We start from the raw sequence: 26155 nt of genomic DNA, 5'->3' as shown, positions 1-26155 counted from the left end.
CGGCGCGGGCTAGCGCGGGTCCTCCCAGGTGAAGCCGTGCCCGAACGTCTGCTCGGCCAGGATCCGCTGCCCGTCCATGTTCGGGTGGAAGTAGTCCCACTTGCTGACGTGATCGAGCGTGAACGGGAAGGCGAACACCGCGCCCCCGTCGGTGTGGCAGCCGGGGCCGAACCTGGCGCACGCCTGGGCCGCCGCGCGGTTGTAGGCCATGACCCGCGCCCGCACCCGCTGGCGGCGCTCGACATCGGCGCGCTTGGTCGAGGTGGGCTGGGCGAGCATGGACTGGCAGATGTGGCCGGCCGTCCAGAACGTGCGGGCGAGCGGGACGGTCTTGCCCACCTGCCAGAGCCGCCGCAGGTCGGGGATGCTGGCGATGAACACCCGGGCCGCGGGCATGCCGGCCCGCAGCTCGGCCAGCGCCGCGTCCATCCGCCGCCGGTACGTCTCGACGGGCGTCATGGCCTGCTCGGTGCGCACGCACGCGTCCTGGGCCCCGATCAGGATCGTGACGTAGTCGGCCTTGGCCTCGACGGCCTTGCGCACCTGGCCGAGCAGGTCGGCGCTGGTGGCCCCGGGGACGGCGAAGGTGAGGTTGTGCTGCTGGAGCGTTCCAGACATGGCCGACAGGCGCAGGTAGTGGCTGTTCACCCCGGGGTTGTCGCCGGAGGACCACGAGCGCGGGATGCAGGAGACGTAGAAGCCGCACGCGTTGAAGCCGGTGGAGATGGAGTCGCCGAGCGCGGCCATGATCTCGGGGACGGGCTGGGCCGCGGCGGCCTGCGCCGGACCTGTGGCGGAGACGAGCAGCGTTGCGGCGAGGACTGAGCCCAGGCGACCGATCATGGACCCAAGGTAGGAAGCGGATCAGCGACCGGCCATGACGTACGGGCCACGTCTGTGATTTCAGGACCGACTTCATATCGCCGCTTGACAGCCCGGACCTGATCGGGATGGGGTAAATGCAGCTCAACGTCTGGTTTTATCCGGGTTCGTTGACCGTAACCTCGCATTCACGGGGGTCTGAGTCGAACGTGTTCAGTTCCCGCATAGAGTGTCTTGGGTGAGTGTCGCGCTCGGAACAACCCGCCCGCTACCGGTTCGCACCACCCCTGTCGGCGACCCGGGCGACCTGCTGGCATCCCTGCCCAGGACCGCCCCGTACGCCTGGGTCAGGAACGGCGAGGGCCTGGTCGGCTGGGGTCAGGCCGCACGGGTGGCCGTGCCCCCGGGCCCGGGCCGGTTCGCCTGGGCCCGCCAGTGGCTGGCCACCGTGTTCGGCGACGCCCACGTCGACGACGCCGTGCGCACCCCCGGCTCCGGCCCGGTCGCCTTCGGCAGCTTCACCTTCGACGAGGACGCCCACGGCTCCGTCCTCGTCGTCCCGCGCGCCGTGCTGGCCCGCCGCGACGGCCACGCCTGGCTCACCACGATCGGCGACGCGCCGCTGGAGACGTTCTCCCCCATCCGCGACCCCGGCCGCATCAGCTACGGCGACGGCAGCCTGAGCGCCCCCGAGTGGGAGCACGTCGTGGCCAGGGCCGCCAAGCGCATCCGCGAGGGCGAGCTGGAGAAGGTCGTGCTGGCGCGCGACCTGGTCGCCACCGCCGAGCGGCCCATCGACGTGCGCCTGCTGCTCACCCGGCTGGCCCGGCGCTATCCCGAGTGCTACACGTTCTCGGTCGCGGGGCTGGTGGGGGCCACGCCCGAGCTGCTGATCAGGCGTACGGGCCAGGAGATCGAGTCCCTCGTGCTGGCCGGCACCACCCCGCGCGGCACCGGCCCGGCCGACGACCTCGCCCGCGGGGCCGCGCTGTTGGCCTCGCCCAAGGACCGCCACGAGCACGAGTGCGCCATCGCCTCGGTCCGCCAGACGCTCGCCCCCCTCTGCGCCTCGCTGGAGACGCCGGACGAGCCCGAGCTGCTGGTGCTGCCCAACGTCCAGCACCTGGCCAGCCACGTCACCGGGCGGCTGGCCGACGGGGCCTCCGTCCTCGACGTGGTCGCCGCCATGCACCCGACGGCCGCCGTCGGCGGCACCCCCACCCCCACCGCGATCGAGGTCATCCGCGAGCTGGAGGGCATGGACCGGGCCGGCTACGCCGGGCCCGTCGGGTGGATCGACGCCCACGGCGACGGCGAGTGGGGCATCGCGCTGCGCTCGGGGCTCGTGCAGGGCCGCCGGGCCCGCCTGTTCGCGGGCGGCGGCATCATGGGCGACTCCGACCCGGCGGCCGAGCTGGCCGAGGCCCAGGCCAAGTTCAGGGTCATGCAGTACGCGCTGGAGGGCTGATCAGCCGGGGACGTGGATCTCCTCGCCCACGTCCACGCGCGCCCGCCCCGCCGTCAGCGTCGCCACCCAGTCCGCGAACGGCGCCACCTCGTCCTCGCCCACGGAGACGGCGAAGGTGACCTCGCCCGCGTAGGTCACCTCGCGCACCGGGTGGCGCGAGGCCCGCAGGTCGTTCTCCACCCGCCCGGCCTGGTCGTGGGCCACCGCGACGCGCACGACGCGGGCCGGCACCATCCGCACCGGCTCGGCCCGGTCGAGGGTCTCGGTCACGGCCGAGCCGTAGGCCCGCACCAGCCCGCCCGCCCCCAGCAGGGTGCCGCCGAAATAGCGGGTCACCACCGCCACCACATCGCTGAACCCCCTGCCCACCAGGGCCTGCACCATCGGCGTGCCCGCCGTGCCGCCCGGCTCGCCGTCGTCGTCGCCCTTCTGGACGCGCTGCCCGACGACGTACGCGGTGCAGTTGTGGGTGGCGCCGGGATGCTTCTGCCGCCGCTCCCCGATGAACGCGACCGCCTCCTCGACGCTGCGCGCGGGCGCCAGCGCGCAGATGAACCGGGAGCGCTTCGCCTCCGTCTCGTGCTCGACGACGGAGGTGAGGGTCAGGTACGGCGCATGCACATTCGACAGGTTATGCCCTTGCCGGACGAACTCCGGAAGCTACGATCTCGTCATTCCATCAGGACCTAAGGGAGGGTCTCATGGACACTGTGAACGGCCTCATGCCCTTCGTCTCCTCGGCGATCGACGCCTACGGCGTGGGCGTGCTGGCCAAGACCCGCGAGCTGGCCGCCGACACGGCCGTGGCCCGCGGCACCCGCATCCTGCAGCGGGTCTTCGGCCGCGGTGACGCCGCGTCCAGACAGGTGATCGAGACGATGGCGAGCGCCAAGCCGGACGACGAGCCGAGTCGCGCGGCGTTGAAACTGGCGATCATGGAGGCGTTCCGCGCCGACCCGCACCTGGCCCGCGAGGTCGCGGCCATGTTGCCCAGGATGACGGATGACATGATCGTGGCAGAGGACAACGCCTCCGTCCTCTGACGCGAAGGAGGGACGTCCCTTGCCCAGCGAAGGCGGGAGCAGGCTGCTGGCCGTCAGCGATCTGCACGTCGGCTACGAGGAGAACCGGGCCATCGTCCAGGAGCTGAAACCGGACGACCCCGGCGACTGGCTGCTGGTCGCGGGCGACGTCGGCGAACGGCTGGAGGACATCGCCCGGACGCTGGGCCTGCTCGCCGCGCGGTTCGAGCGGGTGGTCTGGGTGCCGGGCAACCACGAGCTGTGGACGCCGCCGGGAGACCCGCCGGAGCTGCGGGGCGTGGCCCGCTACAACCACCTCGTCGCCATGTGCCGCGAGCTGGGCGTAGTGACGCCGGAGGACGACTATCCGGTGTGGGAGGGAGCGGGCGGGCCGGTCCGGATCGTGCCCTTGTTTCTGCTCTACGACTACACGTTCCTGCCGGCCGGCCATCTCACCAAGGCGAGCGCGCTCGCGTACGCGCACAGCACCGGCGTGGTCTGCACCGACGAGTATCTCCTGCACCCCGACCCGTACCCGAGCCGCGAGGCGTGGTGCCGGGCCCGGGTGGAGCTGACCAGGCGGCGGCTGGACGGGCTGGACGACGTGCCGCTGGTCTTCGTCAACCACTATCCCCTGGTACGCGAGCCGACCGACATCCTGCGCTACCCGGAGTTCGCCCAGTGGTGCGGCACGACCGCCACCAGGGACTGGCACACGCGCCACCCGACCGCCGCCATGATCTACGGCCACCTCCACATCCCCCGCGTCACCTGGTACGACGGCGTGCGCTTCGAGGAGGTGTCGCTCGGCTACCCCCGTGAGTGGCGGCGCAGGCCGGGCGGCCGCAAGCTCCTGCGCGACGTGATCGTCACCTAACGGCCCCACCCTCGCAGACCACCGCCCCGGCCAGGCGCCGTCGGCGGCCTTTTCGTGAACCGCAAACACTTCTTCGCGAAGAACTGTTTGCGAAGAAGTGTTTGCGGTTTAGGCTTCGCATCATGACGCCATCCCCTGACAGCGTGGTCGTCCTCGACGCCAAGGGCCTGCGCGCGCTCGCCCACCCCCTGCGGGTGCAGCTCGTCGACCTGCTGCGCAAGCACGGCCCGTCCACCGCCACCCGCCTGGCCGAGCGCCTGGGGGTGAACTCGGGCACGGCCAGCTACCACCTGCGCAGGCTCGGCGCCGCCGGGTTCGTGGAGGAGGACACCGAACGCGGCAACGCGCGGGAGCGCTGGTGGCGCTCGGTCCACCGGACGACCCGGCTCACCGACGAGGGCGGCCTGTCCGACCGGGAGCCGGAGGCGGTGCTGGCGTACATGCAGTCCATCGCCGCCCTCTACAACCTGCGCACCCAGCAGGCGCTCAACGAGCTGCAGACCATGCCGCAACCGTGGCGCGGCGTGCTCGACCTCAGCGCCGTCCCGTTCCGCCTCACCCCGGAGGAGGCGCTTCGGCTGCGCGCGGACCTGACGGAGCTCTTCGCGCGCTACCGGCGCGACGGCGACGAGGCACCGGCGGACGCGGTCCGGGTCTACCTGATGACGCAGGTCATCCCCGAGCTGGACGGCCCTGAGGAGGCATGATGGAGCCGCGCGGGTCCTTACGGCCGATGGCCGGGCTGCTGGCGGCCATCGCCGTGTCGACGACCGGGACGCGGGTCTCGGCCATCGCGCTGCCCTGGTTCGTGCTGACGAGCACCGGCAGCGCGGTGTGGACGGGGCTGGTGGCGTTCGCGGAGATGGCACCGTACGTGCTGGTCAAGGCGCTGACGGGGCCGCTCGTGGACCGGGCGGGGCCGCGCCGGATCTCGTGGGTTGCCGACGTCGTGAGCGCCTCGGCCGCCGCCGCGATGGTCGTGCTGCACGCGCTCGGCCTGCTGCCGCTGGGCGTGATCGTCGCGTTGGTGGCGGTGATCGGCGCGGCCCGCGGGCCGGGCGACCTGGCCAAGGAGATCATGATTCCGGAGGCGGCCGAACGCGGGCGGGTGCCGCTGGAGCGGGCCACCGGGCTGATGGGCGTGACGGAGCGGCTGGCCGTGACCGTGGGGCCGGGGCTGGGCGGCGCGATGGTGACGCTGCTCGGCTCGCTGTCCGGCCTGGGCGTCAGCGCCGCCCTGTTCGCGCTCGGATCGGCGGTCGTGGCCGTGGTGCTGCCGCGCGACCTCGGGCACCGTGCGCCCGACGCCCCCGCGCACGAAGAGGAGGAGGGTTACTGGCGGCGGTTCGGCCAGGGCTTCGCGTTCCTGCGCGGCGAGCCGCTGCTGCTCGCGGTGATCGTCATGATCGCCGCCACGAACCTGCTGGACGCGGCCTGGAGCCAGGTGCTCGCGCCCGTGTGGGCCATGGAGTCCGGCCACGGGCCCGCCGTCCTCGGGCTGAGCGTCAGCGTGCTCGGGCTGGCCTCGGTCGGGGGCAGCCTGGTGGCCGCCGCGGTGGCGCACCGGATGCGGCGCAGGCCGGTGTTCTTCGTGGCGTTCCTGCTCGGCGGGCCGCCGAAGTTCCTCATGTTCGCCGTGGACATGCCGGTGTGGGGGCTGGTGGCGGCGTCCGTGGTGATCGGGTTCAGCGGCGGGTTCCTGAACCCGATCCTGAGCGCGATCTCGTACGAGCGCGTGCCCCGGCACCTCCTGGGCCGGGTGGGCGCGCTGCAGGGCGCGGTGATGTGGGCCGGCATCCCGCTGGGCGGGCTGCTGGGCGGGGCGGCGGTGACGGCGGCCGGGCTGGCGCCGGTGCTGCTGGCGTGCGGGATCGCCTACGCGCTCGTCACGAGCCTGACCGGGCTGCGTCCCGAGTGGCGCGAGATGGACCGGCTGCGCGGCCACGGCCCTCCCGCCGTACCGGCGCCAGAGGGCAGCGCCGGTACGGCGGGACGTTCCAGCGGGTGACGGCCGCCGCCCCGATCGGCCCGCTCCCCCCAGGTTCCGCGGTCAGCGGGTGGTCAGGCCCTGGGACAGGTCGGTGGCCGTGGCCGTGTGGGAGCGGCGGGCGGCGGGGCCGTAGCCGCCGCCACCGCCCGACTCGCAGCGCAGCACGTCCCCCGCGGTGACCGGCAGCGCGTTCACCTTGAGCATCTCGCGGGCGTCCGGGGTGCCCGGGTTGAGGGTGACGCGGGGCGGCGCGCCCGGCTCGCCGCCTGCCAGGCCCCAGGCCGGGGTGATCGAGCGCTCGAACCAGAGCGACAGCGAGGTGTCCCCGCAGAACTCGTACTCGCGCACCACCCCGTTCCCGCCCCGCCACTGACCGGCGCCGCCGGTGTCGGGGCGGATCTCGTAGCGGCGCACCCGGACCGGGAACAACGTCTCCAGCACCTCGACGGGCATGTCCCGCAGCGCGCCGTTGACGTTGTTGATCAGGCAGGTCTCGCCGTCGCCGCCGTCCCAGGCGCCCCAGCCGCCGACCGTGGCCTCCTGGGAGACGTACAGCTTGCCGGTACGCGGGTCCGTGCCGGTGAACTGCACGATCATCGAGTCCCCGTACGAGGCCGCGGCCGCCTTGTCCGGCAGCACCGGCGCCAGCGCCTTGACCACCAGGTCGATGAGCAGCCCCAGGTGCGAGTAGTAGTACTGGCAGGCGGCGGGCGACTCGGCGGCCAGCATGGTGCCGGGCCGGGTCTCGACCGACAGCGGGCGGAACGAGCCGCCGTTCAGCGGCACGTCGCCCGAGACCAGCAGCTTGTAGCCGACGCGGACGGCGGCCACGGCCTGGGCCGCGCCGCAGTTGACCGGGCCGAGCGCCTGGTCGGCGCAGTCGGTCAGGTCGACGTGCATCGACTCGCCCGACACCGCGACCGTGACGTTGACCGGCAGCGGGGTGCCGAGGTCGATGCCGTCGTTGTCGAGGAAGCCGGAGGCCTCGTAGACGCCGTCGGGGATGGCCGCGATGGCCGCGCGTTCCATGCGCTCGGTCTGGGCGAAGATCTCGTCGCGGGCGGCCAGCACCGTGTCCAGGCCCCACCGGGACACGATCTCCTTCAGCCGCCGCTGGCCCGTCATGGCACAGCTCACCTGGGCGCGCAGGTCGCCGAGCGTGGCGTGCGGGAAGCGGACGTTGCGGGCGATCACCTCGTGCAGGTCGCGGCAGGGCGCGCCGCCCGCGTACACCTTGACCGGGCCCATCCGCAGGCCCTCCTGGAAGATCGACGTGGAGTCCATGGAGCCGCCCGGGTCCTTGGAGCCGACGTCCAGCCAGTGCGCCCGCGACGCCGCGAAACCGGCCGGCTCCCCGTCCACGAAGATCGGCCCGTAGACCGTGACGTCGTTGAGGTGGGTGCCGCCGATGTAGGAGTCGTTGAGCACCCACACGTCGCCCTCCTGCCAGACCTCCCGCCCGTACAGGCGCTCGGTCTCGCGGGTGCACACCTCCAGGTTGCCCAGGAAGATCGGCAGCCCGGACGACTGGCCCAGCACGTTGTGGTCGCGGTCGAGCAGCGCGACCGCGCAGTCCTTGGCCTCGTAGATGACGGGGGTGTAGGAGCTGCGGATGAGGGTGGTGTTCATGTCCTCGGCCGCCTGCAGCAGCGCGCAGCGGATGATCTCCGTGGTGACGGGGTCGATCACAAGTTCACCTTCACGATGAGAAAGCCGTTGGGGTCCACGGTGGCCACGCAGCCGGGCGGGATGACCGTCGTCGCGGTCTCCTCGACCACGATCGCGGGCCCGGCCAGCTCGCCGTCGAGGCTGGAGCGCCGCAGCACCGGGGTACTGTGCACGGCCCCGTCGAAGATCACATCCCGTACGTACGCCGCCTGCTCCTCGGGGGCCTCCTGCGCGGCGGCGGCGGTGCGCGGGAACGAGCCGAGCCCGGTGCTGCGCAGCATGACGAACTCCACCGGCGCCTCCGGGGTGGCGTGCCCGTAGCGGCCGGTGTGCGCCTCGGCGTAGCGGGCCGCGATCGTCTCCAGGAACCCGGGTTCGGCGGGCTCGGCCGCGTCGCGCAGCGGGATGGTCAGCGTGTAGTCCTGGCCCTCGTAGCGCATGTCCACGGCGTGCTCGACCCGGTGCCGCTCCTCGGGAACGCCCTGGGCGGAGAGCGCCGCCAGGGCATCTTCCTCCAAAGTCACAAAATTTCGAGACATGTCGGGGCCGTCGAGCGTGTCCTGCGACCGGAAGTACGGATGCGTCAGATCCCGGCGTACGTCGGCCTCCAGCATCCCCCACGCCGAGAACGCCCCCGGGAAGCGCGGCACCACCACCTCGGAGATCCCCAGCTCGCGCGCGATGAACACGGCGTGCATCGCCCCCGCGCCCCCGAACGCCACCAGCGCGAACTCCCGCGGCTCGATCCCGTGCTCCACGGTCAGCGTACGGATCGCCTGCGCCATCTTGGCGTTGGCCACGTCGCAGATCCCCTCGGCCAGCAGCAGCGGATCCATGTCCAGCTCGTCGGCCAGCGTGGCCACCGCCGTGCCCGCCGCCTCCACGTCCAGCGTCATCAGCCCGCCCGCGAACCAGGCCGGGTCCACCCGGCCGAGCGCCACGTTCGCGTCGGTGACCGTGGCCCGGGTGCCGCCCCTGCCGTAGCAGGCCGGCCCGGGCAGGGCCCCGGCCGACTCGGGCCCGACCCGCAGCGCACCCGCCTCGGCGTACGCGATCGAGCCGCCGCCCGCGCCGATCGTGTGCAGGTTCACGATGGGCATGAGCACCGGGTAGCCCTCGATGCGGGCCTCGGCGCGGACATCCGGCCGCCCGTTCACCACGAGCGACACGTCGAACGACGTCCCGCCCATGTCGATGCAGATGGCGTTCTCCCTGTCCATGAACCGGGCCGCCGCGACCCCGCCCATCGTGCCGCCCACCGGCCCGGACAGCAGCGTCTGCAACGGCCTGCGCATCGCGTAGGAGGCGTTCACCAGCCCGCCCGACGACTGCATCACGTGCACCGGCACGGCCAGCCCCCGCTCGGCGAAGCGCCGCTCGATCCTGGCCAGGTAGCGGCGCACCACGGGCCCGGTGTACGCCTCCAGCACCGCCGACGAGGTCCGCTCGTACTCGCGCCACTCCCGCGCCACCTCATGGGAGAGCACGACCAGCACGTCGTCGCCCAGCTCCGCGCGCAGGATCTCGCCGGCCCGCAGCTCGTGCGCCGGGTTCGCGTAGGAGAACAGCAGGCACACGGCCACCGCGTCGAACCCCTCCTCCCGCGCGCGCCGCCCCGCCGCCCGCACCGACTCCTCGTCGAGCGGCTGGAGTTCGCGTCCCAGGTAGTCGAGCCGGCCGCCGGCCTCCATGACGTCCTGGCGCGGGACCAGCGGCGCGGGCTTGCGGTAACGCAGGTCGAACATGCGGTCGCGGTTGCCCCTGGCGATCTGGTAGACGTCCCGGCCGCCCTGACCGGCCAGCAGCAGCACCCGGGCGCCCTTGCGCTCCAGCAGCGCGTTGAGCCCCTGCGTGGTGCCGTGCACGAAGAACGAGATCTCGGCCGGATCCTCGACGACCCGGCCCAGCGCGGCGAACACCCCCTCGGCCAGGTCTCCCGGAGTGGTGGGCGCCTTCGAGGCGGTGACCGTCCCGCTGCGTTCGTCGTAGCAGACGACGTCGGTGAAGGTGCCGCCGATGTCCATGGCGACGCGATAGCTCATGCGCTGCACCGTACGCCGACGGGGACGCCACCCGCATGTGCGGCCCGCACAGGAGGAGGCCCCCGCCAGTGCATCCCGCCCGGTCGGCGACCCCGTCGGAAGGGCGGTCGGCGGGCTCAGCGGAGGAGGACGTGGCAGGCGAGTTGCAGAGCCAGGCGGGTGGCGGCGTCGTCCAGGTCGAAGCCCGCGGACTTGATGCGCTCCAGACGGGTCGTGATCGTGTTGCGGTGCACGCCCAGCCGCTCGGCCGCCTTCAAGGCGCCGCCCTCGTCCAGGACCGCGGCCAGCGTCTCCAGCAGCGTGCCGTCCTTGTCGACCGCCAGCAGCGGCCGCAGCACGACGGTGGCCGGGGTGCGCAGGACGCCGGTGGGCAGCGCGCCCAGCAGCTCGGCCGGGCCCATCCGATCCGCTCGCGCCACCGTGCCCGGTCCCGCCACGAACGCCGCCGCCTCGGCTCCCAGCAGCGACTCCTCGACCGACCGCAGGCCCTCCACCCGCGCGCCGACCCCGGCGGCACACGGCCAGGGCATCGTCCGCAGGCAACGGCTGAGGCGTTCGGCCAGCTCGCCGGGGTCCAGCGCCGACCATCCCGCCCAGCCCTCGCCGCAGGGCAGCACGGGCACCTGGCCCACGGCCGCGGCGATGAGCGTCCCGGCCGGCGCGGCGTCGCCCGCCTCCGCCGTCGGCCGGACCTGGTAGGCGGTCATCGCGCCCTCGACGGGCCAGCCCAGCGCGATCGCCTCCGCCCTCGCCCCGCCCTCCTCCGGTTCCCCGGGCTCCCCGGGCTCCTGCTGGGCTTCGGCGAGCAGGCGTTCGGCGAGGGCGCGCCGCAGGGCGAAGTCGCGGGAGGCGCGCAGCCGCTCCTGCGCGGCCCAGGCGGTCAGCGGGGCCACCGCCAGCCTCAGCACGGTACGGACGGCCGCGGGCCATCCGGGCGACCGGGACGACCCGCCGGCCACGAGCGTGCCCAGCACGCCGCCGTCCAGATCGGGCACCTCCACCTCGGCCGACCACCGCGCCCCCACCCCGCCCCCGGTCCGGGCACCCGCTTCGGGCGGCGTGCCGTGATCGTCGTCCCCAGAGGGCTCCGATCGCCCTCGGCCGTCGGCGCCCTGGGCCTCCGTGCTCAGTCGAGCGACGCCCGGCCGGTCGACGGCGCGGGCCCCGGCCAGGTGCCGGCCGTACCGGTCGATGAGGGTCACCGAGGTGCCGGGCAGCTCGGCGTTCAGGACGCCCAGCACGCGGCGGGCCGAGGGCCCGGCCTCGGCCAGGCGGGTGGCGCAGCGGGCCACGAGCTGGGTGCGGGCCGCCTCCGGGCGGGCGGCGGCCGAGGCGACCCGGACCGCGACGATGAGCGGATCCTCGTCCACGAAGATCAGCGTGACGCCGAGCCGTTCCGCCAGCACCTCGCCGGAGCCCTCGCTCAGCCCGCCCGCCGGCGCGATCACGCACGCCGCCGCCTGCTCCCACGCCCGGCGGGTGGCCATCTCGACGGCCCACCCGCCGCTGGCCGCCGTCCCGATGAGGACCACCGCCGTGTGCGGCGCCACCGTCCCGAACACCGACAGCTCGTCCACGATCCGCACCTGGTGCACGGGGTTCTCGCCCGAGCCGTACATCCTGGCCCCGGCCAGCGGCCCGGCGTTGACCAGCTCGGCCACCGTGACCGGCGCCTCCCACCCCGCCCGCGGCCCCGTCACAGCGGGATCCCGAACGCCTGCAGCCCGCCCAGCCGCTGCCCCCGATCCGTGTGCCACACCGGTGCGGCCTTCACGACCATGACGTCCACCTCCAGGCCGGGCACCGCCTTGTCGACGTCCACGACCATCCCGTCGGCCGTGGAGATCATGCAGATCTGGTCCGGCGTCATCGCCACCGCGGCCCCGTCGGCCAGGGCGAGCACGATCTCGTTGTGGGCCTCCAGCCGTACCAACCGGCGCAGCCCCTCCGTCTCCTGCACCACGATGCTCGACGGCAGCGACGGCAGCGACACGTCGGCGCCGTGCCCGGTGCTGCCCTCCACCGTCAGGATCCGTCCCCTGCACAGGGTCCGCACGCCGAACGGCGCCGCGGTCGAGCGGGGCGCGCCGGGCTCGCCCGCCCGCAGCAGCAGGCTCACCGTCCCGGGCACGAGCACCCGCGCCAGGTCGCCGGCCGCCATCGGGTAGCAGGCCGCCACCGCCCACCCGCCGACCGACAGCACGACGGGGCGCATCAGCTCCTCCACCCGGTCACCGGCCGTCTCCAGCAGCACCAGCTCGCCCGATCCGCCCGCCAGCGCCAGGGGCGCCGGGCTCATCCCGCCCAGCGCGTACGTCGTCTGCTCCAGCAGCGGGAACACCCGCCCCGTGCCGTCGCCGTCCACCAGCGGCACCCCCAGCTGGGCCGCCGCGATGAGCGGGACGAGGGCGTTCTCGGCGGCCAGGTTGAGCGCGACCACGGCCCCGGCCCGCTCCCCCAGCCTGCGCTCCAGCGCCCGCACGGCACGGGCGGGCTCGTCACCCGTCGGCAGCTGCTCCCCCAGCGCGGTCGTGGACCCGACCAGGCTGACCGCCACGCACAACGTGTCCGGCGCCAGTTTCTCGGCCGTCACCAGTTCGACGCCCGGCCCGATCAGCGAGCCCGCCCAGTCGAGAGTGAGGGTGTGCGCCGACTCCGCCGCCCCGGTCGCGAACATCCTCGCCCCCGCCGAGAGCCGCGCGAGCCCGTCCTCGTCGATCATCACGGCCCCGCGCGGATTCATGGGCGGGTTCATGGCATCGTCCCCTCGGCCGTCACCCGCACCCGGTAGAGCCCGTCCGGCAGGTACGACAGCGGGTTCACGGTCGTCTCCGCGATCCTGGCCGAGCCGGGCAGGGCGCCCGCGCTGACCACGCGGGTGAGCGCCTCGTCCCTGGCGTCCTGGAGCACCCGGTCCAGCTCGGCCCGCCCCCGCGCCTGCACGATCCGCTCCACCTGCGCCTCCGGCCGCCCGATCGCCGCCCCGTACGCCGCCGCCACCTCGCCGGGGACGCCGGGGAGCACCACCCGCCCGCGCGCCAGGCTCGCCGTCCCGCCCAGGTCGCAGGCCAGCGGGTAGCGCCGGAAGTAGTGGGCCGACACCAGCCCGCCGCCCGACCTGGCGAAGAACACCGGCATCCCGGGCAGCTCCCGGGCCGCCTCGTCGGCGATCCGCCCCGCCTCGGGGCCGAGCGCCGCGTTGCGGATCGTGGCCTGCTCGCGCTCGCGCAGCCCCGGATGGCCGAACTCGTACGACAGCGTGATCCGCGCCTGCGGCACCTCGGCCGCGATGATCGCGGCCACGGCCAGCTCGTGGTCGGCCAGCATGGGGGAGCCGGTCGCGGTCACCGCGAAGTCGGTCAGCCCGCACGTGGCGGCGAAGCGCCGGACCGCCTCGGTGTCCAGCGGCGCCAGCACGCGCCCGGTGAGGCTGTGGCCGCCGCGCACGATCGTGGCCGTCCCGGAGCCGACGCGCGGCCGCAGCGCCTCGGGGCACGGCCCGCCCACCCGGATCGCCGCCACCGCCGCGGTGGGCACGTCGCCCAGGTCCACGGCCACGCACGCCCGCGCCGCCGCGCGGGCGGCGGCGCGGCTCACCGGCCACTCGGGCGCGCCGTCCCTGACGGCCACCAGCACCGGCGAGGGCCGTACGAGGGCGACGCCGAGGATCACTCCAGCTCGCGTCCTTCGGTCTCCGGCAGCGGCACGGCCAGCAGCGCCGTGGCCACCATGAACGCGTTGATGATCAGCATGGTAGCGGTGAACCCGGTGGCGTGGGCCAGCAGCGCCCCCACCGCCGACGGCGCGACCGTGGTGGCCACGAGCTGCGCGGCCGTGGCCCACGAGTACCCGGTGCCGCGCAGGGCGGTCGGGTAGAACTCGCCGTTCCAGGTGTTCCAGACGCCCCAGGCGCCGAGGCTGAAGAACGACAGCACGAAGTTGCCGAGGTACAGGCCGGTGGTCGAGGAGGCGGTGGCGAACCAGAGGCCGCCCAGCAGCGCCGCCACGACGTAGACGAGGAACACCTTCTTGCGGCCGAACCGGCCGGTCAGCAGGGAGGCGCTCACGTACCCGGGGATCATCATCAGCGCGCTCAGCGCCGCGAAGCCGAGCGAGGCCGACAGCGTCAGGCCCTTCTGCTGCAGCAGCGTCGGCAGCCACGTCTGCAGGCCCCAGTAGCCCCAGTTGAAGACGAAGTTCAGCAGCAGCATGACCACGGTGATCCGGGCGAGCCCACCCCGGAACAGGTCCAGCGGCCTTCCGACCCGCTCGCTCGCCACGGTGAACGTGGCTTCCGAGTCAGGGCTGTTCAGCGCGCGCAGCACCGCGCGCGCCTCCTCCTGGCGGCCCCGGGCGGCCAGCCAGTACGGCGACTCCGGCACCCACGCCCGGATCGCGAACGCCCACAGCCCCGCCGCCGCGCTGGCGATCACCACGACGTGCCAGCCCAGGCCGCCCAGCGTCATCGACGCCCCGATCGCGGCCAGCATGCCGATCGGCCACCCGATCGACAGGTAGACCGCCGCCCGCCCGCGCGAGCGGGTCGGCAGCAGCTCCAGGAAGTAGGGGAAGGTGATCGTGTAGACGCCGGCCAGCGCCAGCCCGGAGGCCACCCGGAGCGTCACCAGCACCGTCATGTTCGGCGCGAACGCCGAGGCGAGCGCGATCACCCCGTACGCCAGCAGCGACCAGAACGCGACCGGCTTGCGACCGACGCGGTCGGCCACCGGCCCCCACACCAGCACACCGGGGATCATGCCGAAGGCGACCGCCGACAGCACGACGCCGACCCCGGCCTCGTCGATCCCGAAGGCGGTGCCGAGGTCGCCGGAGACGTAGACGAGGGCGAGCTGCTCCCACGACTCGATGACGAACGCGATGAACAGCGCGAGCGCGATGAGCACGTGCCTGCGGGTGAACGGCATCCGATCGAATGCCGCGCCGATGGGGATCGTTCGGGAGTCGACGGCGGTCATGGAAGCTCCTCGGAGGGGGGCGCTGAATATGGCCGCACCATAAAGCCGCCCTCGTCCGGCGGCCCTGTGCATGCCGCACTGGCGGGCCGCACGATCTGTGCGGCCCGCCCTGCGTCAGGGGCGGGCGGCGTAATAAGGGCCCCGGGGGAACCGCCGCGGGCGCGTAGATCAAGACTCGATCCACCGCCGCAGCGTGGTCGTGGCCAGGGTCATGGCCGCCTTGCAGGCGTTCGTGTCGCGCAGCTTGTCGAGCATGACGAAGTCGTGCACGATGCCGGCCATCCGCACCGCCGTCACGTCGTTGCCCAGCTCGCGCAGCCGCGCCGCGTACAGCTCGCCCTCGTCGCGCAGCACGTCCGCCTCGCCCGTGATGATCAGCGCAGGCGGCAGGCCGCGCAGCTCCTCCGACCGGGCCCGCAGCGGCGAGGCGTGACTCTCGCCCCGCTGGGAGGACTCGGGGGTGTACTGGTCCCAGAACCACTTCATGCCGTCGCGGTTGAGGTAGTAGCCGGAGGCGAACTGCCGGTAGGACTCGGTGTCGAAGCTCGCGTCGGTGACCGGGTAGAACAGGCACTGCCCGCGCAGCTGCACGAAGTTGAGCTTCCTGGCCATCATGGCCAGCACGGTCGCCATGTTGCCGCCGACCGAGTCCCCGCACACCGCCATCCGCGCCGGGTCCAGGTCCTTCTCCTTGCCGTGCTCCGACACCCAGCGGGCCGCGACGTAGTTCTGCTGGATCTGCGTGGGGTACTTCGCCTCGGGAGCGCGGTCGTACTCCGGGAAGACGACGGCGGCGCCGCAGCGCACGGACAGCTCCCGCACCAGCCGGTCGTGGGTGTGGGCGGAGCCGAACACCCAGCCCGCGCCGTGGATGTAGAAGATGACCGGCATGGTCCCCGTGGCGCCCTTGGGCCTGACGATCCGGACCGGCACCAGGCCGGTCGGGCCGCCCTGGACCTGGATCCACTCCTCGTCGATCTCCGGCCTGGGCACGTTCGGGTCCGACTGGAGCCGCTCCAGCGCCTCGCGACCGTCCTCGGGCGGCAGCTCGTAGATGAACGGGCGCCGGGCGGTGGCGTCCGCGAACTCCTGCGCCGCCGGCTCCAGGACGACCCGCTTGATCATTGTGGTCACGATGACCCCCAGGTGAATGTCACGCCGAGGGATTTGTGCCTATTCGCACCTCCAGACCACCGCCCAAAATCGTCAAATTCCCCCCAAAATGGTCACTCCCGTTGCAGCTCGTGCGCCAGCTCCTCCAGCTCCGCCCCGCCCGCCATGAGCGCGGTCAGCTCCTGCGTGGTGATGTCGGCCTTGCCGTACTCGCCCACACTGGCGCCCCGGTTGAGCAGCAGGAACCGGTCGCCGACCGGGTAGGCGTGGTGGGGGTTGTGGGTGATGAAGACCACGCCGAGCCCCCGGTCGCGGGCCCTGGCGATGTACCGCAGCACCACCCCGGCCTGCTTGACCCCCAGCGCGGAGGTGGGCTCGTCGAGGATGAGGACGCGGGCCCCGAAGTAGACGGCCCTGGCGATGGCCACCGACTGCCGCTCGCCGCCGGAGAGCGTGCCGACCGGCTGGTCCACGTCGCGGATGTCGATGCCCATGGCCCGCAGCTCCTCGCGGGCGACCTTCCTGGCCTTGGCCACGTCGAAGGCCAGGCCCTTCTTCGGCTCCGAGCCGAGGAAGAAGTTCCGCCAGACCGACATGAGCGGGATCATCGCCAGGTCCTGGTAGACGGTCGCGATGCCGCGGTCGAGCGCGTCGCGGGGGCTGGCGAAGCGCACCTCCTGGCCGTCCACCAGCAACGAGCCGGCGTCGTGCTGATGCACCCCGGCGAGGATCTTGATGAGCGTGGACTTGCCGGCGCCGTTGTCGCCGAGCACGCAGGTCACCTCGCCGGCCCGCACGCCCATCGACACCTCGCGCAGCGCCAGCACCGACCCGAACGTCTTGCCGATGCCCCGGGTCTCCAGAATCAATGCTTCACCTCCTCGGCGTACCGCCTGACCAGGCGGTTGGCCAGCGTCGCCAGCAGCAGCATCGCTCCCAGGAAGAACTTGAACCAGTCGGCGTTCCAGCCCAGGAACACGATGCCCTTGTCGGCCATGCCGAAGATGACCGCGCCGATGGCGGCCCCGATCGCGGAGCCGTACCCGCCGGTGAGCAGGCAGCCGCCGATGACGGCGGCGATGATGTAGATGAACTCCTGCCCGATGCCGATGTTGGCCTGCACGGAGGTGTAGCGCAGCGCGAGGATCGTGCCGACCAGCCAGGCGGCGAACGCCGTCGTCATGAACAGGGCGATCTTCGTACGGGCGGCGGCCACGCCGACCGCGCGGGCGGCCTGCTCGTTGCCGCCCACCGCGAAGATCCAGTTTCCGGCCTTGGAACGCATGAGCACCCAGGTGGCCACGGCGGTCACCAGGATCCACCACAGGATCGCCACCCGGAACGAGGTCCCGCCGATCTGGATCGTCCCGGCGAGGATCGCGTTCGCGGCCTCGAAGCCGGGGGCCCGGCGCAGGCCGCTGACCTGCACCGTCCCGGTGATGGCCTTGGTGACGCCGAGGTTGAGGCCCTGCAGCATGAGGAACGTGCCCAGCGTGACGATGAAGCTGGGCAGCCTGGTCCTGGTGACGACCAGGCCGTTGGCCAACCCGATGGCCAGCGCCACGACCAGCCCGACGAGCATCGCCGCCCACACGCTGAACCCGTAGCGGGTGGCCAGCGTGACCAGGATCAGCCCGCTCGTGCCGGTCAGCACGCCGGCCGACAGGTCGAACTCGCCGCCGATCATGAGCAGCGCGACCGCGACGGCCATGATGCCGAGCGTGGCGGCCGGGTCGAGCCAGTTCGCGATGCCGTCCAGAGACCGGAACACCGGCGACTGGGAGGCGAAGAACACGAACACCACGACCAGCCCGACCACCGCGCCCAGCTCGGGCCGGATCAGCAGCCGGCGGGCCAGACCGACGTCGGCGACCCGCTCGTCGGCCGCCAGGGTCATCGCGTGCCCGCCTCGGCCAGCTTGGCCACCTGCTCGGCGTTGTCCTTGGTCACGAAGCCCGGCCCGGTGTTGACGGGCAGGCCGCCACCGACGGTGTTGAGGTTGTTCTTGTACAGGTTGAGGAACGTGATCGGCAGGTAGCCCTGCAGGTACTGCTGCTGGTCCACGGCGAACAGGATCTCCCCGTCCTTGATCGCGCTCACCACGTCGCCCGACAGGTCGAACGTGGCCAGCTTGGCCGGCGAGCCCGAGTCCTTGATGGCGTCCCTGGCGGCGATCGCGACGGCCGGGTTGAGCGCGAGCACGCCGTTGACCTGCTTGTCCGACTGGAGCTTGGCGGTGACCTTGGAGGTGACGTCGGCCAGGTTGCTCACGTCGACCTGCAGCCGCTCGACCGTGCCGCCCAGCGCCTGCTCGGCGCCCTTGCAGCGCTGGTCGAGGCCGACGTTGCCGGCCTCGTGGATGACGCACAGCAGCTTGGTGACGCCGGCGGCCTTGAGCTGCTCGCCCGCGCCGCGCCCGGCCACGTCCTCCGACTGCCCGACGTGCGTGATCGCGCCGAACGCCTTGGAGGAGTCGGCGCCCGAGTTGATGGTGACCACCGGGATCTTCGCCGCGACGGCCTTGCCGATGGCCTCCTTGAGCGCGTCGGGGTTGGCCATGGAGACCACGATGCCGTCCACCTTCTCGGAGACGGCCTGGTCGATGAGCTGCGACTGTTTGGCGGGGTCGCCGTCACCCTGGTAGGTGACCTTCACTCCGTACTGTTTGCCCGCGGCCTCGGCGCCGTTCTTGACCACGTCCCAGAAGGAGTCGCCGGCGCCTGCGTGGGTGATGACGGCGAAGCTGGCGCTCGCGGCGGCCGGGGCTGCCGCGGAGCTCGCGGCGGGAGCGCTCTGCGCGCTCTGCCCTCCGGAAGAGGAGCAGCCGCTCACGGCGAGCGCGCCCAGCAGGGCCAGCACGATCGGGGTACGTCTCATAGGACACCTCCAAGACCAACGGGCTCGCCCTGGTTCTACCTCAATATCATTTCTATGTATAGACATGCGGACTTGTTCACACTAGAACGGAATCTTACGTTCCGATATACTGGCGGGTATGACGAGCGCACCCATGAGCGGCCGCAAGGCGCAGGCCGCCCGCAACGACGAGTTGATCCTGCAGGCGGCCCGGGCGGTCTTCACCGCCGACCCCGGCGCCCCCATCGCGGCCGTGGCCGAGAAGGCGGGCGTCGGGATCAGCGCGCTCTACCGCCGCTACCCCAGCAAGGAGGCGCTGCTGCAGAAGCTGTGCGGCGACGGTCTCCAGCTCTACAGCGAGGTGACCGAGCGGTCGCTGGCCCGGGAAGGCGACCCGTGGGAGGCGTTCGCCGCCTACCTGCGCGGCATCGTGGACGCCGACACCAACTCCCTGACGATCAAGCTGGCGGGCACGTTCACGCCGACCGAGGAGCTGGGCCGCGCCGCGGTCCGGGCATCGTCGCTGGCCACCGAGGCGCACCGCCGTGCCGTGGAGGCCGGCGTGCTGCGGCCGGACGTGACCACGGCGGACATCGCGCTGCTGTTCGAGCAGCTGGCCTCGATCAAGCTCGGCGACGAGGAGCGCACCGCGCAGCTGCGCCACCGCTACCTGACGCTCGTGATGGACTCGCTGCGGGTGCCGCCGGCGCACCGGGAGCTGCCGGGCCCTCCCCCCGTGGACGAGGAGCTGTCGACGCGCTGGTACCCGTCCTAACCCTCCTGGTCGGCCAGGCGGCTCGCCAGCGCCACGGTGCGGCGGGCCCGGGCGACGATGGGGGCGTCCACGAAGCGGCCGTCGGGGAGCGCGACCGCGCCGAGGCCCGCTCGCTCGGCCTGCTCGGCCGCCTCGACGATCTCCGCGGCCCTGGCCGCCTCCTCCTCCGAGGGGCGGAACGCCCGCCTGATCACCGGGATCTGGCGGGGGTGGATGGCGGTCCTGCCGAACATGCCGAGCCCGCGGCCCGCCAGGCAGGAGGCCAGCAGGCCGGCCTCGTCCTTGACGTTCGGGTAGACGGCCATGGGCACCGGCGGCAGGCCGGCCGCCGCCGCGGCGAGCACCACCTGGAGCCTCAGGTGGTCCATGGCCCGCTCGTCGGTGATGGCCAGCTCGGCGGACAGGTCCTGCTCGCCGAGCGCCACGCCGGCGACCTTCGGGTGCGCCGCTATCTCGCGTGCCGCGACGATCCCGGCCGCCGACTCCAGCAGCGCGTACGCCGGAGCGCCGGTGACCGCGTCGAGCACGGCCACGGACTCGACCTTGGGCAGCCGCACGGCGTCGGCGAGCTCCCCGACGGCCTCGAGGTCGGCCAGCCCCCGCCCGGTGGCCAGGTCGTTGACCCGCACGTGCACCCGCGTCTCCCCCTCGGCGCCGCGGCGGGCGCGCAGGTAGGCGACGGCGTTGGCGCGGGCCTCGTCCTTGCGGGCGGGCACGACCGCGTCCTCGAGGTCGATGATGACGACGTCCGCCCCGGAGGCGACGGCCTTGTCGAAGCGCTCGGGCCGGTCGCCGGGCACGTACAGCCAGGTGACGATCACGCGATCACGCCCTCTTCGCGCAGGGCGGTGATCGCCTCGCCGGTGTAGTCGAGCTCCGCGAGCACCTCGTCGGTGTCGCGCCCGAGCCGCCGTCCCGGCCAGCGGATCTCTCCGGGCGTGTCCGACAGGCGGAACAGCACGTTCTGCAGGGTGACCTTGCCGAGCTCCTCGTCCGGCACCTCCACGAACGTCTCCAGCGCCGCGTACTGCGGGTCCTCGGCGATGTCGGAGACGTCGTAGATGGGCGCGATCGCGGCCTGCGCCTCCTCGAAGCGGGCGATGACCTCGTCGGCGTCCCGCTCGGCGATCCACGACGCGACGGCCTCGTCCAGCTCGTCCACGTGCCGCACGCGCCCGCTGCCGCTGGCGAACCACGGCTGCTCCACCAGGTCGGGCCGCCCCACCAGGGCGACCACCCGCTCGGCGACGGGCTGGGCGCTGGTGGAGATGGCCAGCCACCGCCCGTCACGGGTCCGGTACGTGTTGCGCGGCGCGTTGCTGCTGGACCGGTTGCCGGTGCGGCGCGGCACGACGCCCAGCGCCTTGTACGCGGTCATCTGCGGCCCCAGGATGCCCAGGATCGGCTCGATGATCGCCAGGTCGATGACCTGCCCCCGCCCGCTCTGCTCCCTGGCGCGCAGGGCCACCATGATCGCGTACGACATGGCCAGGCCCGCGATGCCGTCGGCGAGCGCCAGCGGCGGCAGCGTGGGCGGCCCGTCGGGCTGCCCGGTCATGGCCGCGAACCCGCTCATCGCCTCGGCCAGCGTCCCGAACCCCGGCTGCCTGGCCATCGGCCCGAACTGCCCGAACCCGGTCATCCGCGCCACGATCAGCCGCGGGTTGAGCTCGAGCAGGTCTTCGGGGGCGAGGTTCCAGCGTTCGAGGGTGCCGGGGCGGAAGTTCTCGATCAGCACGTCGGACCGCTCGGCCAGGCGGCGCAGGATCCCCTGGCCGTCGGGGTGCGACAGGTCCACGGCCGCCGTGCGCTTGTTGCGGGCGAGCGTCTTCCACCACAGGCCCACGCCGTCCACGGACGCGCCGTGCCCGCGCGACGGGTCGCCGCGCCGGGGGTGCTCGATCTTGATCACGTCGGCGCCGAAGTCGCCCAGCATCATCGCGGCGGAGGGACCGGCGAACAGGGTCGCCGCGTCGATGACCCGAAGGTCTGCGAGGCTCGTCATAGGTATGTAACTTATAAGAAATATGTCATAGGTCAATCTATGGAAAATGGGGACATGTCGCCTACTGAGCCGCGGCCGCCGATGAGCAAGGCCGAGTACGTCTACAGCGTGCTGCTCGACGAGATCCGCACCGCGCGGATCCCGGGCGGCACGGCGCTGCGGGCCGGGGAGGTGGCCCGCCGGCTGGGCGTGTCGGTCACCCCCGTGCGCGAGGCGCTGCGCAGGCTGGAGAAGGACCGGCTGATCAGCTACGAGGCGCATCACGGCGCGACCGTCGTGGACCTGGGCGACGATGCCCTGGCCGAGTACTACGGCCTGCGCGCGGTGGTCGAGGGCCTGGGCGCGCGCCTGGCGGCGGGCCGGATCACCCCGGAGGAGCTGGCCGGGCTGCGCGAGCTGCACGCCTCGATGGCCGAGGACGCCGCGCACGGCAGGCACGACCGGCTCGGGGAGCAGAGCGTTCGATTCCACCTGCGCATCGTGGACATCGGCGGCCCGGCCTTCCTGGGCGCGCACGCCAGATCGGTGCGCAACAGCGTCCCGGTGCCCGCCGACGCGTCGCTGTGGCTGGACGAGGCCCAGGTGCGGGCCCAGCTCGACGCGCACGAGGGCATCCTGGCCGCGCTGGCGGCCGGCGACGCCGAGGCCGCGGAACGCATCATGATCGACCACGTGCGCCAGGCCGGGGATTACCGGCAACAGCACTGACCGAATACGTACGTCACGGCCGCCGATGACAAAAATCAGCGTTCGGCCCTGCTCTATTGCAACTCGATTAAACCTGTTGCACGATGGCCACTCAAGTGGTCTGGCACCCGAGGGGGCAGGGACTGTGGCGGACGCGTGGATACTGCATCCCGACTACCGGACCCCTCCGTTCCCCGCAGCCGCAGGCATCGTCCCGGGCCCCTGGCGGCACCCCGACGGCGGCCAGATCATGAACGGCACCTACGAACGGCCCCTTCCCGACCGGCAGGTCGAGGTCGTCACCATCTGGTACGGCTACGCGCTCAGCCACTGGAGCGGGCCGCGCATGCCGCGGTTCAGCAGCCCGCTGGTCTCGGCCTGGAACCCGGTGCTGGCCCAGGGGCTGGCCGTCGACCCGGGCTCCCCCTCGCCGTACCACGACGAACTGTGGTGCGACCGGTGGATCGCCGACGCTTTGCTGTACGGGCGCAAGCCGTACGGGGCGTTCACGCTGCCCGCGGCCGAGGCGCTGCGCTGGTTCGCCAAGAGCGGCGGCACCGGCCTCGTCTACCACGCCGAGCCGGTCGGCGGGCTGATCAGGGTCGTGGCGGGCACGGCCGAGCGCTACGCGCGGCTGTTCGACCTGGACGCGCTGATCGCCGACTACCGCGGCGCGCTGCCGCCCGACCTGGCCGAGCCGGAGGTGGCGGCGCTGGAGGCGCACGGCGGCCACTCCCCCGCGCTGCACTACATCCTCAGCGAGAACGGCGAAGCCCGCTTCGCCGGGGCGCCGCTGTCGGTCCGCGGCCTCACCCTCGGATACCCTCCACGGGAGACGGCCGCCCGCATCGCCGCCGCGGCCCTCTCGTGACCGCACCCACCACCGGAGCCGGAGCCACGCCGTGACCGCCAGACCCATGCCGGGCGTGAAAGGTGTCCTGTTCGACCTGGACGGCACCCTGCTCGACCACCGCAGCGCCGCCGACGCCGCGATCACGGCATGGATGACGGCGCGCTTCCCCGGCCACCCGCGCCTGGACGAGGCGGCCGCGCTCTGGGAGGTCCTGGAGGTGCGGTACCTGGCGATGTGGCACGCGGGCGAGTGCACCCATCAGGAGCAGCGGCACCGCCGCCTGACCTCGCTCTGCCGGGAGCTGGCCGTGCCGGTGCCCGGCGACCTCGACGCGGCCTACGCCGACTTCGGCGATCGCTACCGGCAGGGCTGGAGCGCCTACCCGGACGCGGCGGGGGCGGTGGCGGAGCTGGGCGGGTTCGCGCTCGGGGTGCTGACGAACGGGGCGCAGCAGATGCAGGAGGCGAAGGTCCGCGCGATCGGGCTGGCCGACCTGATCGGGCCGGTGCTGACGGGTGAGGTGCTGGGCGGCCACTTCAAGCCGTCACCCGCCTCCTACACCGGCGCCGCCGCGGCACTGGGGCTGGCGCCGGAGCAGGTGCTGCTGGTGGGCGACGACGTCGACAAGGACGTGACGGGGCCGGCGGCGACCGGGATGCGCTCGGTCTGGCTCGACCGGCTCGGGGTCGAGCCGCCACCCGCCGGCTTCCCGCGCATCACCTCACTGACCGAGCTCCCGCGGCTGCTTCGCTAGCGGCGTCACCGGGGCGCCACCTCGGCCAGCACCGAGCCGTCCAGGTCGAAGCCGCCCACATGCGCCAGGTAGGACCCCTGCGCCAGCGGGTCACCGAGGTAGACGCCGCCCGCCTGGCGCACCAGCAGCGCCCCCGCGGCCACGTCCCAGGGGTGGGCGCGGGTGCCGTAGGCGGCGTCCGACCAGCCGGCGGCGACGTGCGCGAGCTTGAGCGCGGCGCTGCCCGGCTTGCGCACGGCCGCGAAGGACTCCAGGAACCGGCCGTAGCGGCGCAGCGCCTCCTCTCCGTCCGCCTCCAGGTCCGCGGGCGTCGGATAGCTCGACAGCAGCATCGCCTCCCGGTCTCTCGTGGCTCCGGCGCTCCTCAACGGCGTGCCGTTGCACCAGGCCCCCTCGGTGGAGGCGCCGAACTCGTCCTCGCGTACGGGGTCGTACACCACGCCGGCGACCAGCTCGCCGCGCGCGGCCACCGCGATCGACACGCAGAAGAACGGCAGCCCGGCGGCGAAGTTGGCGGTGCCGTCGATGGGGTCGATGTACCAGACGAGGTCGCCGGAGCCGGTCGTGCCGCCCTCCTCGCCGACGATCACGCTCTCGGGCACGCGGGCGGCGATGACCGCGCGGATCGTCTCCTCGGCGGCGCGGTCGTGCTCCGTCACCGGGTCGTGGAAGTCGCGTTTGGTGGACACCTCGGGCCGGGATCTGAAGGCCTTGCGCAGCCGGGGCCCGACGGCTCTGGCCGCCTCGGTGGCGATGTCCAGCAGGTACGTCACGTCCATCTTCACTCCCGAAGCAGGGGAAAAGGGCATCATGACCCTCTATGCCCACTTCGGCCGGCCCGGTTGTTTGTCAGGACATTCTGACCTGCGTTAAGCTGATCAGCATGACCGCTAATCTCGCCATCGACCTGGACCGATCCAGTCCCGTGCCGCTCTACTTCCAGGTGGCCGAGCAGATCGCCGAGGCCATCCGGCGAGGGGACCTGGCGCCCGGCTCCCGGCTGGACAACGAGATCCTGCTGGCCGACAAGCTGGGCCTGTCGCGGCCCACGATCCGCCAGGCCATCCAGTATCTCGTGGACAAGGGCCTGCTGGTGCGCAAGCGCGGCGTCGGCACCCAGGTCGTCCACGGGCAGGTCAAGCGCTCGGTGGAGCTGACGAGCCTCTACGACGACCTGCGCAGGGCGGGCCAGGAGCCGGCCACGCAGGTGCTGGCGCTGGAGCCGCGCCCGGTCGAGGAGGAGGTCGCCCAGATCCTGGGCGTGGAGGCCGGCGCGGAGATCCTCTATCTCGAGCGCCTGAGGTTCGCGGCCGGGGAGCCCCTGGCGGTGCTGCACAACTGGCTGCCGCTCGGCCTGGCCCGGCTCACCGCCGCCGACCTGGAGAGCCGCGGCCTGTACGAGCTGCTGCGCGCCGCGGGCGTGCGGATGCGGGTCGCCAACCAGCGGATCGGCGCGCGGGCCGCCACCCAGGCCGAGGCCAGGCTCCTGGACGAGCGCCGCGGCGCGCCGCTGCTGACCATGATCCGCACCACGTACGACGACCAGGGCCGGGCCGTCGAGCACGGCTCACACGTCTACCGGGCCTCGCACTACTCCCTCGAGGTCACTCTCATCGAGCGCTGAGGCGGCCCGCCGTTTCAGGTACAGCGTGGTGCAGATCCCGAACACCACGGCCACCACGAGCCCCACCCACGAAAAGCCCTTCAGCCACTTCTCGGCGACGAGCCCGAGATAGAAGATCACCGTGGTGGTGCCGCCCGCCCACACGATCCCGCCGAGCACGTTGGCGACGGCGAACTTCCAGTACGGCATCCGCAGCGCCCCCGCCAGCGGCCCGGCCAGGATGCGCAGCAGCGCGATGAAGCGCCCGACGAAGACCGCCCACACCCCGAACCGCTGGAAATACCCTTCGGCCTTGGCGATGTGCCGGGGCCCGAAGTGCTTCGGGAAGCGCCGCCCGAGCCGCTCGAACAGGGGCGCGCCGCCCCTGCGCCCGATCGCGTAGCCCGCGGAATCCCCCAGGATGGCCCCGGCGCTCGCGCACGCACCGACCCAGAAGGGGTGCACCACGCCCTTGGAGGCCAGGATCGAGGCGCTGACCAGGACGATCTCGCCGGGCAGCGGGATGCCGAGGCTCTCGAACCCGATCACCAGCGCGACCATGGCGTAAAGCCAACCGGCCGGGATCGCCTGCAACCATTCGTCGATATGCACGCGCGCAACCCTAGCGCCGTCACATCACCACA

At 72.9% G+C, this 26155-nt stretch carries 26 protein-coding genes; 10 read left to right on the top strand and 16 right to left on the bottom strand.

Annotated features, from left to right (window positions below; translation table 11 throughout):
• Positions 1 to 9: 9 nt before the first annotated feature.
• A complete protein-coding gene (locus ABZX61_RS37375; protein ID WP_355200937.1) occupies positions 10 to 843 on the bottom strand; it encodes a GDSL-type esterase/lipase family protein in 834 nt (277 codons plus the stop codon).
• 217 nt (positions 844 to 1060) lie between these two features.
• On the opposite strand from ABZX61_RS37375, the gene ABZX61_RS37370 reads away from it, so the two are divergent.
• Positions 1061 to 2290, top strand: coding sequence for an isochorismate synthase (locus ABZX61_RS37370; protein WP_350731983.1), 1230 nt, complete (start codon positions 1061 to 1063; stop codon positions 2288 to 2290).
• Here ABZX61_RS37370 and ABZX61_RS37365 read toward each other — a convergent pair whose 3' ends face one another.
• The gene (locus ABZX61_RS37365; RefSeq protein ID WP_355200936.1) at positions 2291 to 2911 is read right to left on the bottom strand and encodes a YigZ family protein; all 621 of its coding nucleotides are present in this window, start codon (positions 2909 to 2911) and stop codon (positions 2291 to 2293) included.
• Positions 2912 to 2991: 80 nt separating this feature from the next.
• Between ABZX61_RS37365 and ABZX61_RS37360 the strand changes: the two genes are divergently transcribed.
• The 4 genes from ABZX61_RS37360 (at position 2992) to ABZX61_RS37345 (ending at position 6197) form a co-directional block, all read left to right on the top strand.
• Positions 2992 to 3333, top strand: a complete 342-nt coding sequence (locus tag ABZX61_RS37360) for a hypothetical protein (RefSeq protein ID WP_355200934.1) — start codon at positions 2992 to 2994, stop codon at positions 3331 to 3333.
• Between the two features lie 19 nt (positions 3334 to 3352).
• Positions 3353 to 4189, top strand: coding sequence for a metallophosphoesterase (locus ABZX61_RS37355; protein WP_355200932.1), 837 nt, complete (start codon positions 3353 to 3355; stop codon positions 4187 to 4189).
• Between the two features lie 122 nt (positions 4190 to 4311).
• Complete coding sequence (locus tag ABZX61_RS37350) at positions 4312 to 4896, top strand: helix-turn-helix domain-containing protein (protein WP_355200930.1); 585 nt, start codon at positions 4312 to 4314, stop codon at positions 4894 to 4896.
• The gene (locus tag ABZX61_RS37345; RefSeq protein WP_355200928.1) at positions 4893 to 6197 is read left to right on the top strand and encodes an MFS transporter; all 1305 of its coding nucleotides are present in this window, start codon (positions 4893 to 4895) and stop codon (positions 6195 to 6197) included. The genes ABZX61_RS37350 and ABZX61_RS37345 overlap by 4 nt, the downstream gene beginning before the upstream one ends.
• A 42-nt stretch (positions 6198 to 6239) precedes the next feature.
• On the opposite strand, the gene ABZX61_RS37340 is transcribed toward ABZX61_RS37345, so the two are convergent.
• From ABZX61_RS37340 to ABZX61_RS37295, 10 genes are all read right to left on the bottom strand, one after another.
• The gene (locus tag ABZX61_RS37340) at positions 6240 to 7868 is read right to left on the bottom strand and encodes a hydantoinase B/oxoprolinase family protein (protein WP_355200926.1); all 1629 of its coding nucleotides are present in this window, start codon (positions 7866 to 7868) and stop codon (positions 6240 to 6242) included.
• The gene (locus tag ABZX61_RS37335) at positions 7865 to 9889 is read right to left on the bottom strand and encodes a hydantoinase/oxoprolinase family protein (RefSeq protein WP_355200924.1); all 2025 of its coding nucleotides are present in this window, start codon (positions 9887 to 9889) and stop codon (positions 7865 to 7867) included. Before ABZX61_RS37335 ends, ABZX61_RS37340 begins: the two co-directional genes overlap by 4 nt.
• Positions 9890 to 10005: 116 nt before the next feature.
• A complete protein-coding gene (locus ABZX61_RS37330; protein WP_355200922.1) occupies positions 10006 to 11589 on the bottom strand; it encodes a helix-turn-helix domain-containing protein in 1584 nt (527 codons plus the stop codon).
• Entirely contained in the window at positions 11586 to 12644 is a 1059-nt protein-coding gene (locus ABZX61_RS37325) for a DUF917 domain-containing protein (protein ID WP_350731966.1), read from the bottom strand. Before ABZX61_RS37325 ends, ABZX61_RS37330 begins: the two co-directional genes overlap by 4 nt.
• Positions 12641 to 13561 carry a hypothetical protein gene (locus ABZX61_RS37320; protein ID WP_355200920.1) on the bottom strand — a complete coding sequence of 307 codons (921 nt, stop codon included), beginning with the start codon at positions 13559 to 13561 and terminating at the stop codon, positions 12641 to 12643. Before ABZX61_RS37320 ends, ABZX61_RS37325 begins: the two co-directional genes overlap by 4 nt.
• Positions 13558 to 14865, bottom strand: coding sequence for an MFS transporter (locus tag ABZX61_RS37315; protein ID WP_355200918.1), 1308 nt, complete (start codon positions 14863 to 14865; stop codon positions 13558 to 13560). Before ABZX61_RS37315 ends, ABZX61_RS37320 begins: the two co-directional genes overlap by 4 nt.
• Positions 14866 to 15033: 168 nt before the next feature.
• Positions 15034 to 15990, bottom strand: a complete 957-nt coding sequence (locus ABZX61_RS37310; protein ID WP_350731962.1) for an alpha/beta hydrolase — start codon at positions 15988 to 15990, stop codon at positions 15034 to 15036.
• 101 nt (positions 15991 to 16091) lie between these two features.
• Complete coding sequence (locus ABZX61_RS37305; protein ID WP_355200916.1) at positions 16092 to 16847, bottom strand: ATP-binding cassette domain-containing protein; 756 nt, start codon at positions 16845 to 16847, stop codon at positions 16092 to 16094.
• Entirely contained in the window at positions 16844 to 17875 is a 1032-nt protein-coding gene (locus tag ABZX61_RS37300; protein WP_350731959.1) for an ABC transporter permease, read from the bottom strand. Before ABZX61_RS37300 ends, ABZX61_RS37305 begins: the two co-directional genes overlap by 4 nt.
• A complete protein-coding gene (locus ABZX61_RS37295) occupies positions 17872 to 18855 on the bottom strand; it encodes a sugar ABC transporter substrate-binding protein (protein WP_355200915.1) in 984 nt (327 codons plus the stop codon). The genes ABZX61_RS37300 and ABZX61_RS37295 overlap by 4 nt, the downstream gene beginning before the upstream one ends.
• Positions 18856 to 18973: 118 nt before the next feature.
• Here ABZX61_RS37295 and ABZX61_RS37290 point away from each other — a divergent pair, with 118 nt between their 5' ends.
• Complete coding sequence (locus ABZX61_RS37290; protein WP_350731956.1) at positions 18974 to 19609, top strand: TetR/AcrR family transcriptional regulator; 636 nt, start codon at positions 18974 to 18976, stop codon at positions 19607 to 19609.
• Here the strand turns inward: ABZX61_RS37290 and ABZX61_RS37285 are convergent.
• Complete coding sequence (locus tag ABZX61_RS37285) at positions 19606 to 20430, bottom strand: CoA ester lyase (RefSeq protein ID WP_355200914.1); 825 nt, start codon at positions 20428 to 20430, stop codon at positions 19606 to 19608. The two genes, ABZX61_RS37290 and ABZX61_RS37285, sit on opposite strands and share 4 nt — an antisense overlap.
• Positions 20427 to 21614 (bottom strand): CoA transferase, encoded by a 1188-nt coding sequence (locus ABZX61_RS37280; RefSeq protein WP_355200912.1) that lies wholly within the window; start codon positions 21612 to 21614, stop codon positions 20427 to 20429. Before ABZX61_RS37280 ends, ABZX61_RS37285 begins: the two co-directional genes overlap by 4 nt.
• Positions 21615 to 21668: 54 nt before the next feature.
• On the opposite strand from ABZX61_RS37280, the gene ABZX61_RS37275 reads away from it, so the two are divergent.
• The 3 genes from ABZX61_RS37275 (at position 21669) to ABZX61_RS37265 (ending at position 23908) form a co-directional block, all read left to right on the top strand.
• Positions 21669 to 22322, top strand: coding sequence for a GntR family transcriptional regulator (locus ABZX61_RS37275; RefSeq protein WP_355200911.1), 654 nt, complete (start codon positions 21669 to 21671; stop codon positions 22320 to 22322).
• A 124-nt stretch (positions 22323 to 22446) separates the two neighbouring features.
• A complete protein-coding gene (locus tag ABZX61_RS37270; protein WP_355200909.1) occupies positions 22447 to 23172 on the top strand; it encodes a hypothetical protein in 726 nt (241 codons plus the stop codon).
• Between the two features lie 31 nt (positions 23173 to 23203).
• Positions 23204 to 23908: an HAD family hydrolase gene (locus ABZX61_RS37265; RefSeq protein WP_355200907.1), complete on the top strand. Its 705-nt coding sequence runs from the start codon at positions 23204 to 23206 to the stop codon at positions 23906 to 23908.
• A gap of 5 nt (positions 23909 to 23913) precedes the next feature.
• Here the strand turns inward: ABZX61_RS37265 and ABZX61_RS37260 are convergent, their stop codons facing one another.
• Positions 23914 to 24687 (bottom strand): inositol monophosphatase family protein, encoded by a 774-nt coding sequence (locus ABZX61_RS37260; RefSeq protein WP_355200905.1) that lies wholly within the window; start codon positions 24685 to 24687, stop codon positions 23914 to 23916.
• A 104-nt stretch (positions 24688 to 24791) separates the two neighbouring features.
• Between ABZX61_RS37260 and ABZX61_RS37255 the strand changes: the two genes are divergently transcribed.
• Positions 24792 to 25532 carry a GntR family transcriptional regulator gene (locus ABZX61_RS37255; RefSeq protein WP_355200904.1) on the top strand — a complete coding sequence of 247 codons (741 nt, stop codon included), beginning with the start codon at positions 24792 to 24794 and terminating at the stop codon, positions 25530 to 25532.
• Here the strand turns inward: ABZX61_RS37255 and ABZX61_RS37250 are convergent.
• Positions 25476 to 26123, bottom strand: a complete 648-nt coding sequence (locus ABZX61_RS37250; protein ID WP_350731945.1) for a DedA family protein — start codon at positions 26121 to 26123, stop codon at positions 25476 to 25478. The genes ABZX61_RS37255 and ABZX61_RS37250 overlap by 57 nt on opposite strands.
• Positions 26124 to 26155 lie beyond the last annotated feature (32 nt).

It is taken from the genome of Nonomuraea sp. NPDC003709 (genome assembly GCF_040610775.1).
GTDB lineage: Bacteria > Actinomycetota > Actinomycetes > Streptosporangiales > Streptosporangiaceae > Nonomuraea > Nonomuraea angiospora_A.
This window is presented reverse-complemented; position numbering and strand designations above follow the sequence as displayed.

Excerpts from the sequence above, each read along its gene's own strand:
- ABZX61_RS37375 (WP_355200937.1), bottom strand. The coding sequence starts at position 843 with ATGATCGGTCGCCTGGGCTCAGTCCTCGCCGCAACGCTGCTCGTCTCC.
- ABZX61_RS37360 (WP_355200934.1), top strand. The coding sequence starts at position 2,992 with ATGGACACTGTGAACGGCCTCATGCCCTTCGTCTCCTCGGCGATCGAC.
- ABZX61_RS37350 (WP_355200930.1), top strand. The coding sequence starts at position 4,312 with ATGACGCCATCCCCTGACAGCGTGGTCGTCCTCGACGCCAAGGGCCTG.
- ABZX61_RS37345 (WP_355200928.1), top strand. The coding sequence starts at position 4,893 with ATGATGGAGCCGCGCGGGTCCTTACGGCCGATGGCCGGGCTGCTGGCG.
- ABZX61_RS37335 (WP_355200924.1), bottom strand. The coding sequence starts at position 9,889 with ATGAGCTATCGCGTCGCCATGGACATCGGCGGCACCTTCACCGACGTC.
- ABZX61_RS37325 (WP_350731966.1), bottom strand. The coding sequence starts at position 12,644 with ATGAACCCGCCCATGAATCCGCGCGGGGCCGTGATGATCGACGAGGAC.
- ABZX61_RS37315 (WP_355200918.1), bottom strand. The coding sequence starts at position 14,865 with ATGACCGCCGTCGACTCCCGAACGATCCCCATCGGCGCGGCATTCGAT.
- ABZX61_RS37310 (WP_350731962.1), bottom strand. The coding sequence starts at position 15,990 with ATGATCAAGCGGGTCGTCCTGGAGCCGGCGGCGCAGGAGTTCGCGGAC.
- ABZX61_RS37300 (WP_350731959.1), bottom strand. The coding sequence starts at position 17,875 with ATGACCCTGGCGGCCGACGAGCGGGTCGCCGACGTCGGTCTGGCCCGC.
- ABZX61_RS37295 (WP_355200915.1), bottom strand. The coding sequence starts at position 18,855 with ATGAGACGTACCCCGATCGTGCTGGCCCTGCTGGGCGCGCTCGCCGTG.
- ABZX61_RS37290 (WP_350731956.1), top strand. The coding sequence starts at position 18,974 with ATGACGAGCGCACCCATGAGCGGCCGCAAGGCGCAGGCCGCCCGCAAC.
- ABZX61_RS37280 (WP_355200912.1), bottom strand. The coding sequence starts at position 21,614 with ATGACGAGCCTCGCAGACCTTCGGGTCATCGACGCGGCGACCCTGTTC.
- ABZX61_RS37275 (WP_355200911.1), top strand. The coding sequence starts at position 21,669 with ATGTCGCCTACTGAGCCGCGGCCGCCGATGAGCAAGGCCGAGTACGTC.
- ABZX61_RS37260 (WP_355200905.1), bottom strand. The coding sequence starts at position 24,687 with ATGGACGTGACGTACCTGCTGGACATCGCCACCGAGGCGGCCAGAGCC.
- ABZX61_RS37255 (WP_355200904.1), top strand. The coding sequence starts at position 24,792 with ATGACCGCTAATCTCGCCATCGACCTGGACCGATCCAGTCCCGTGCCG.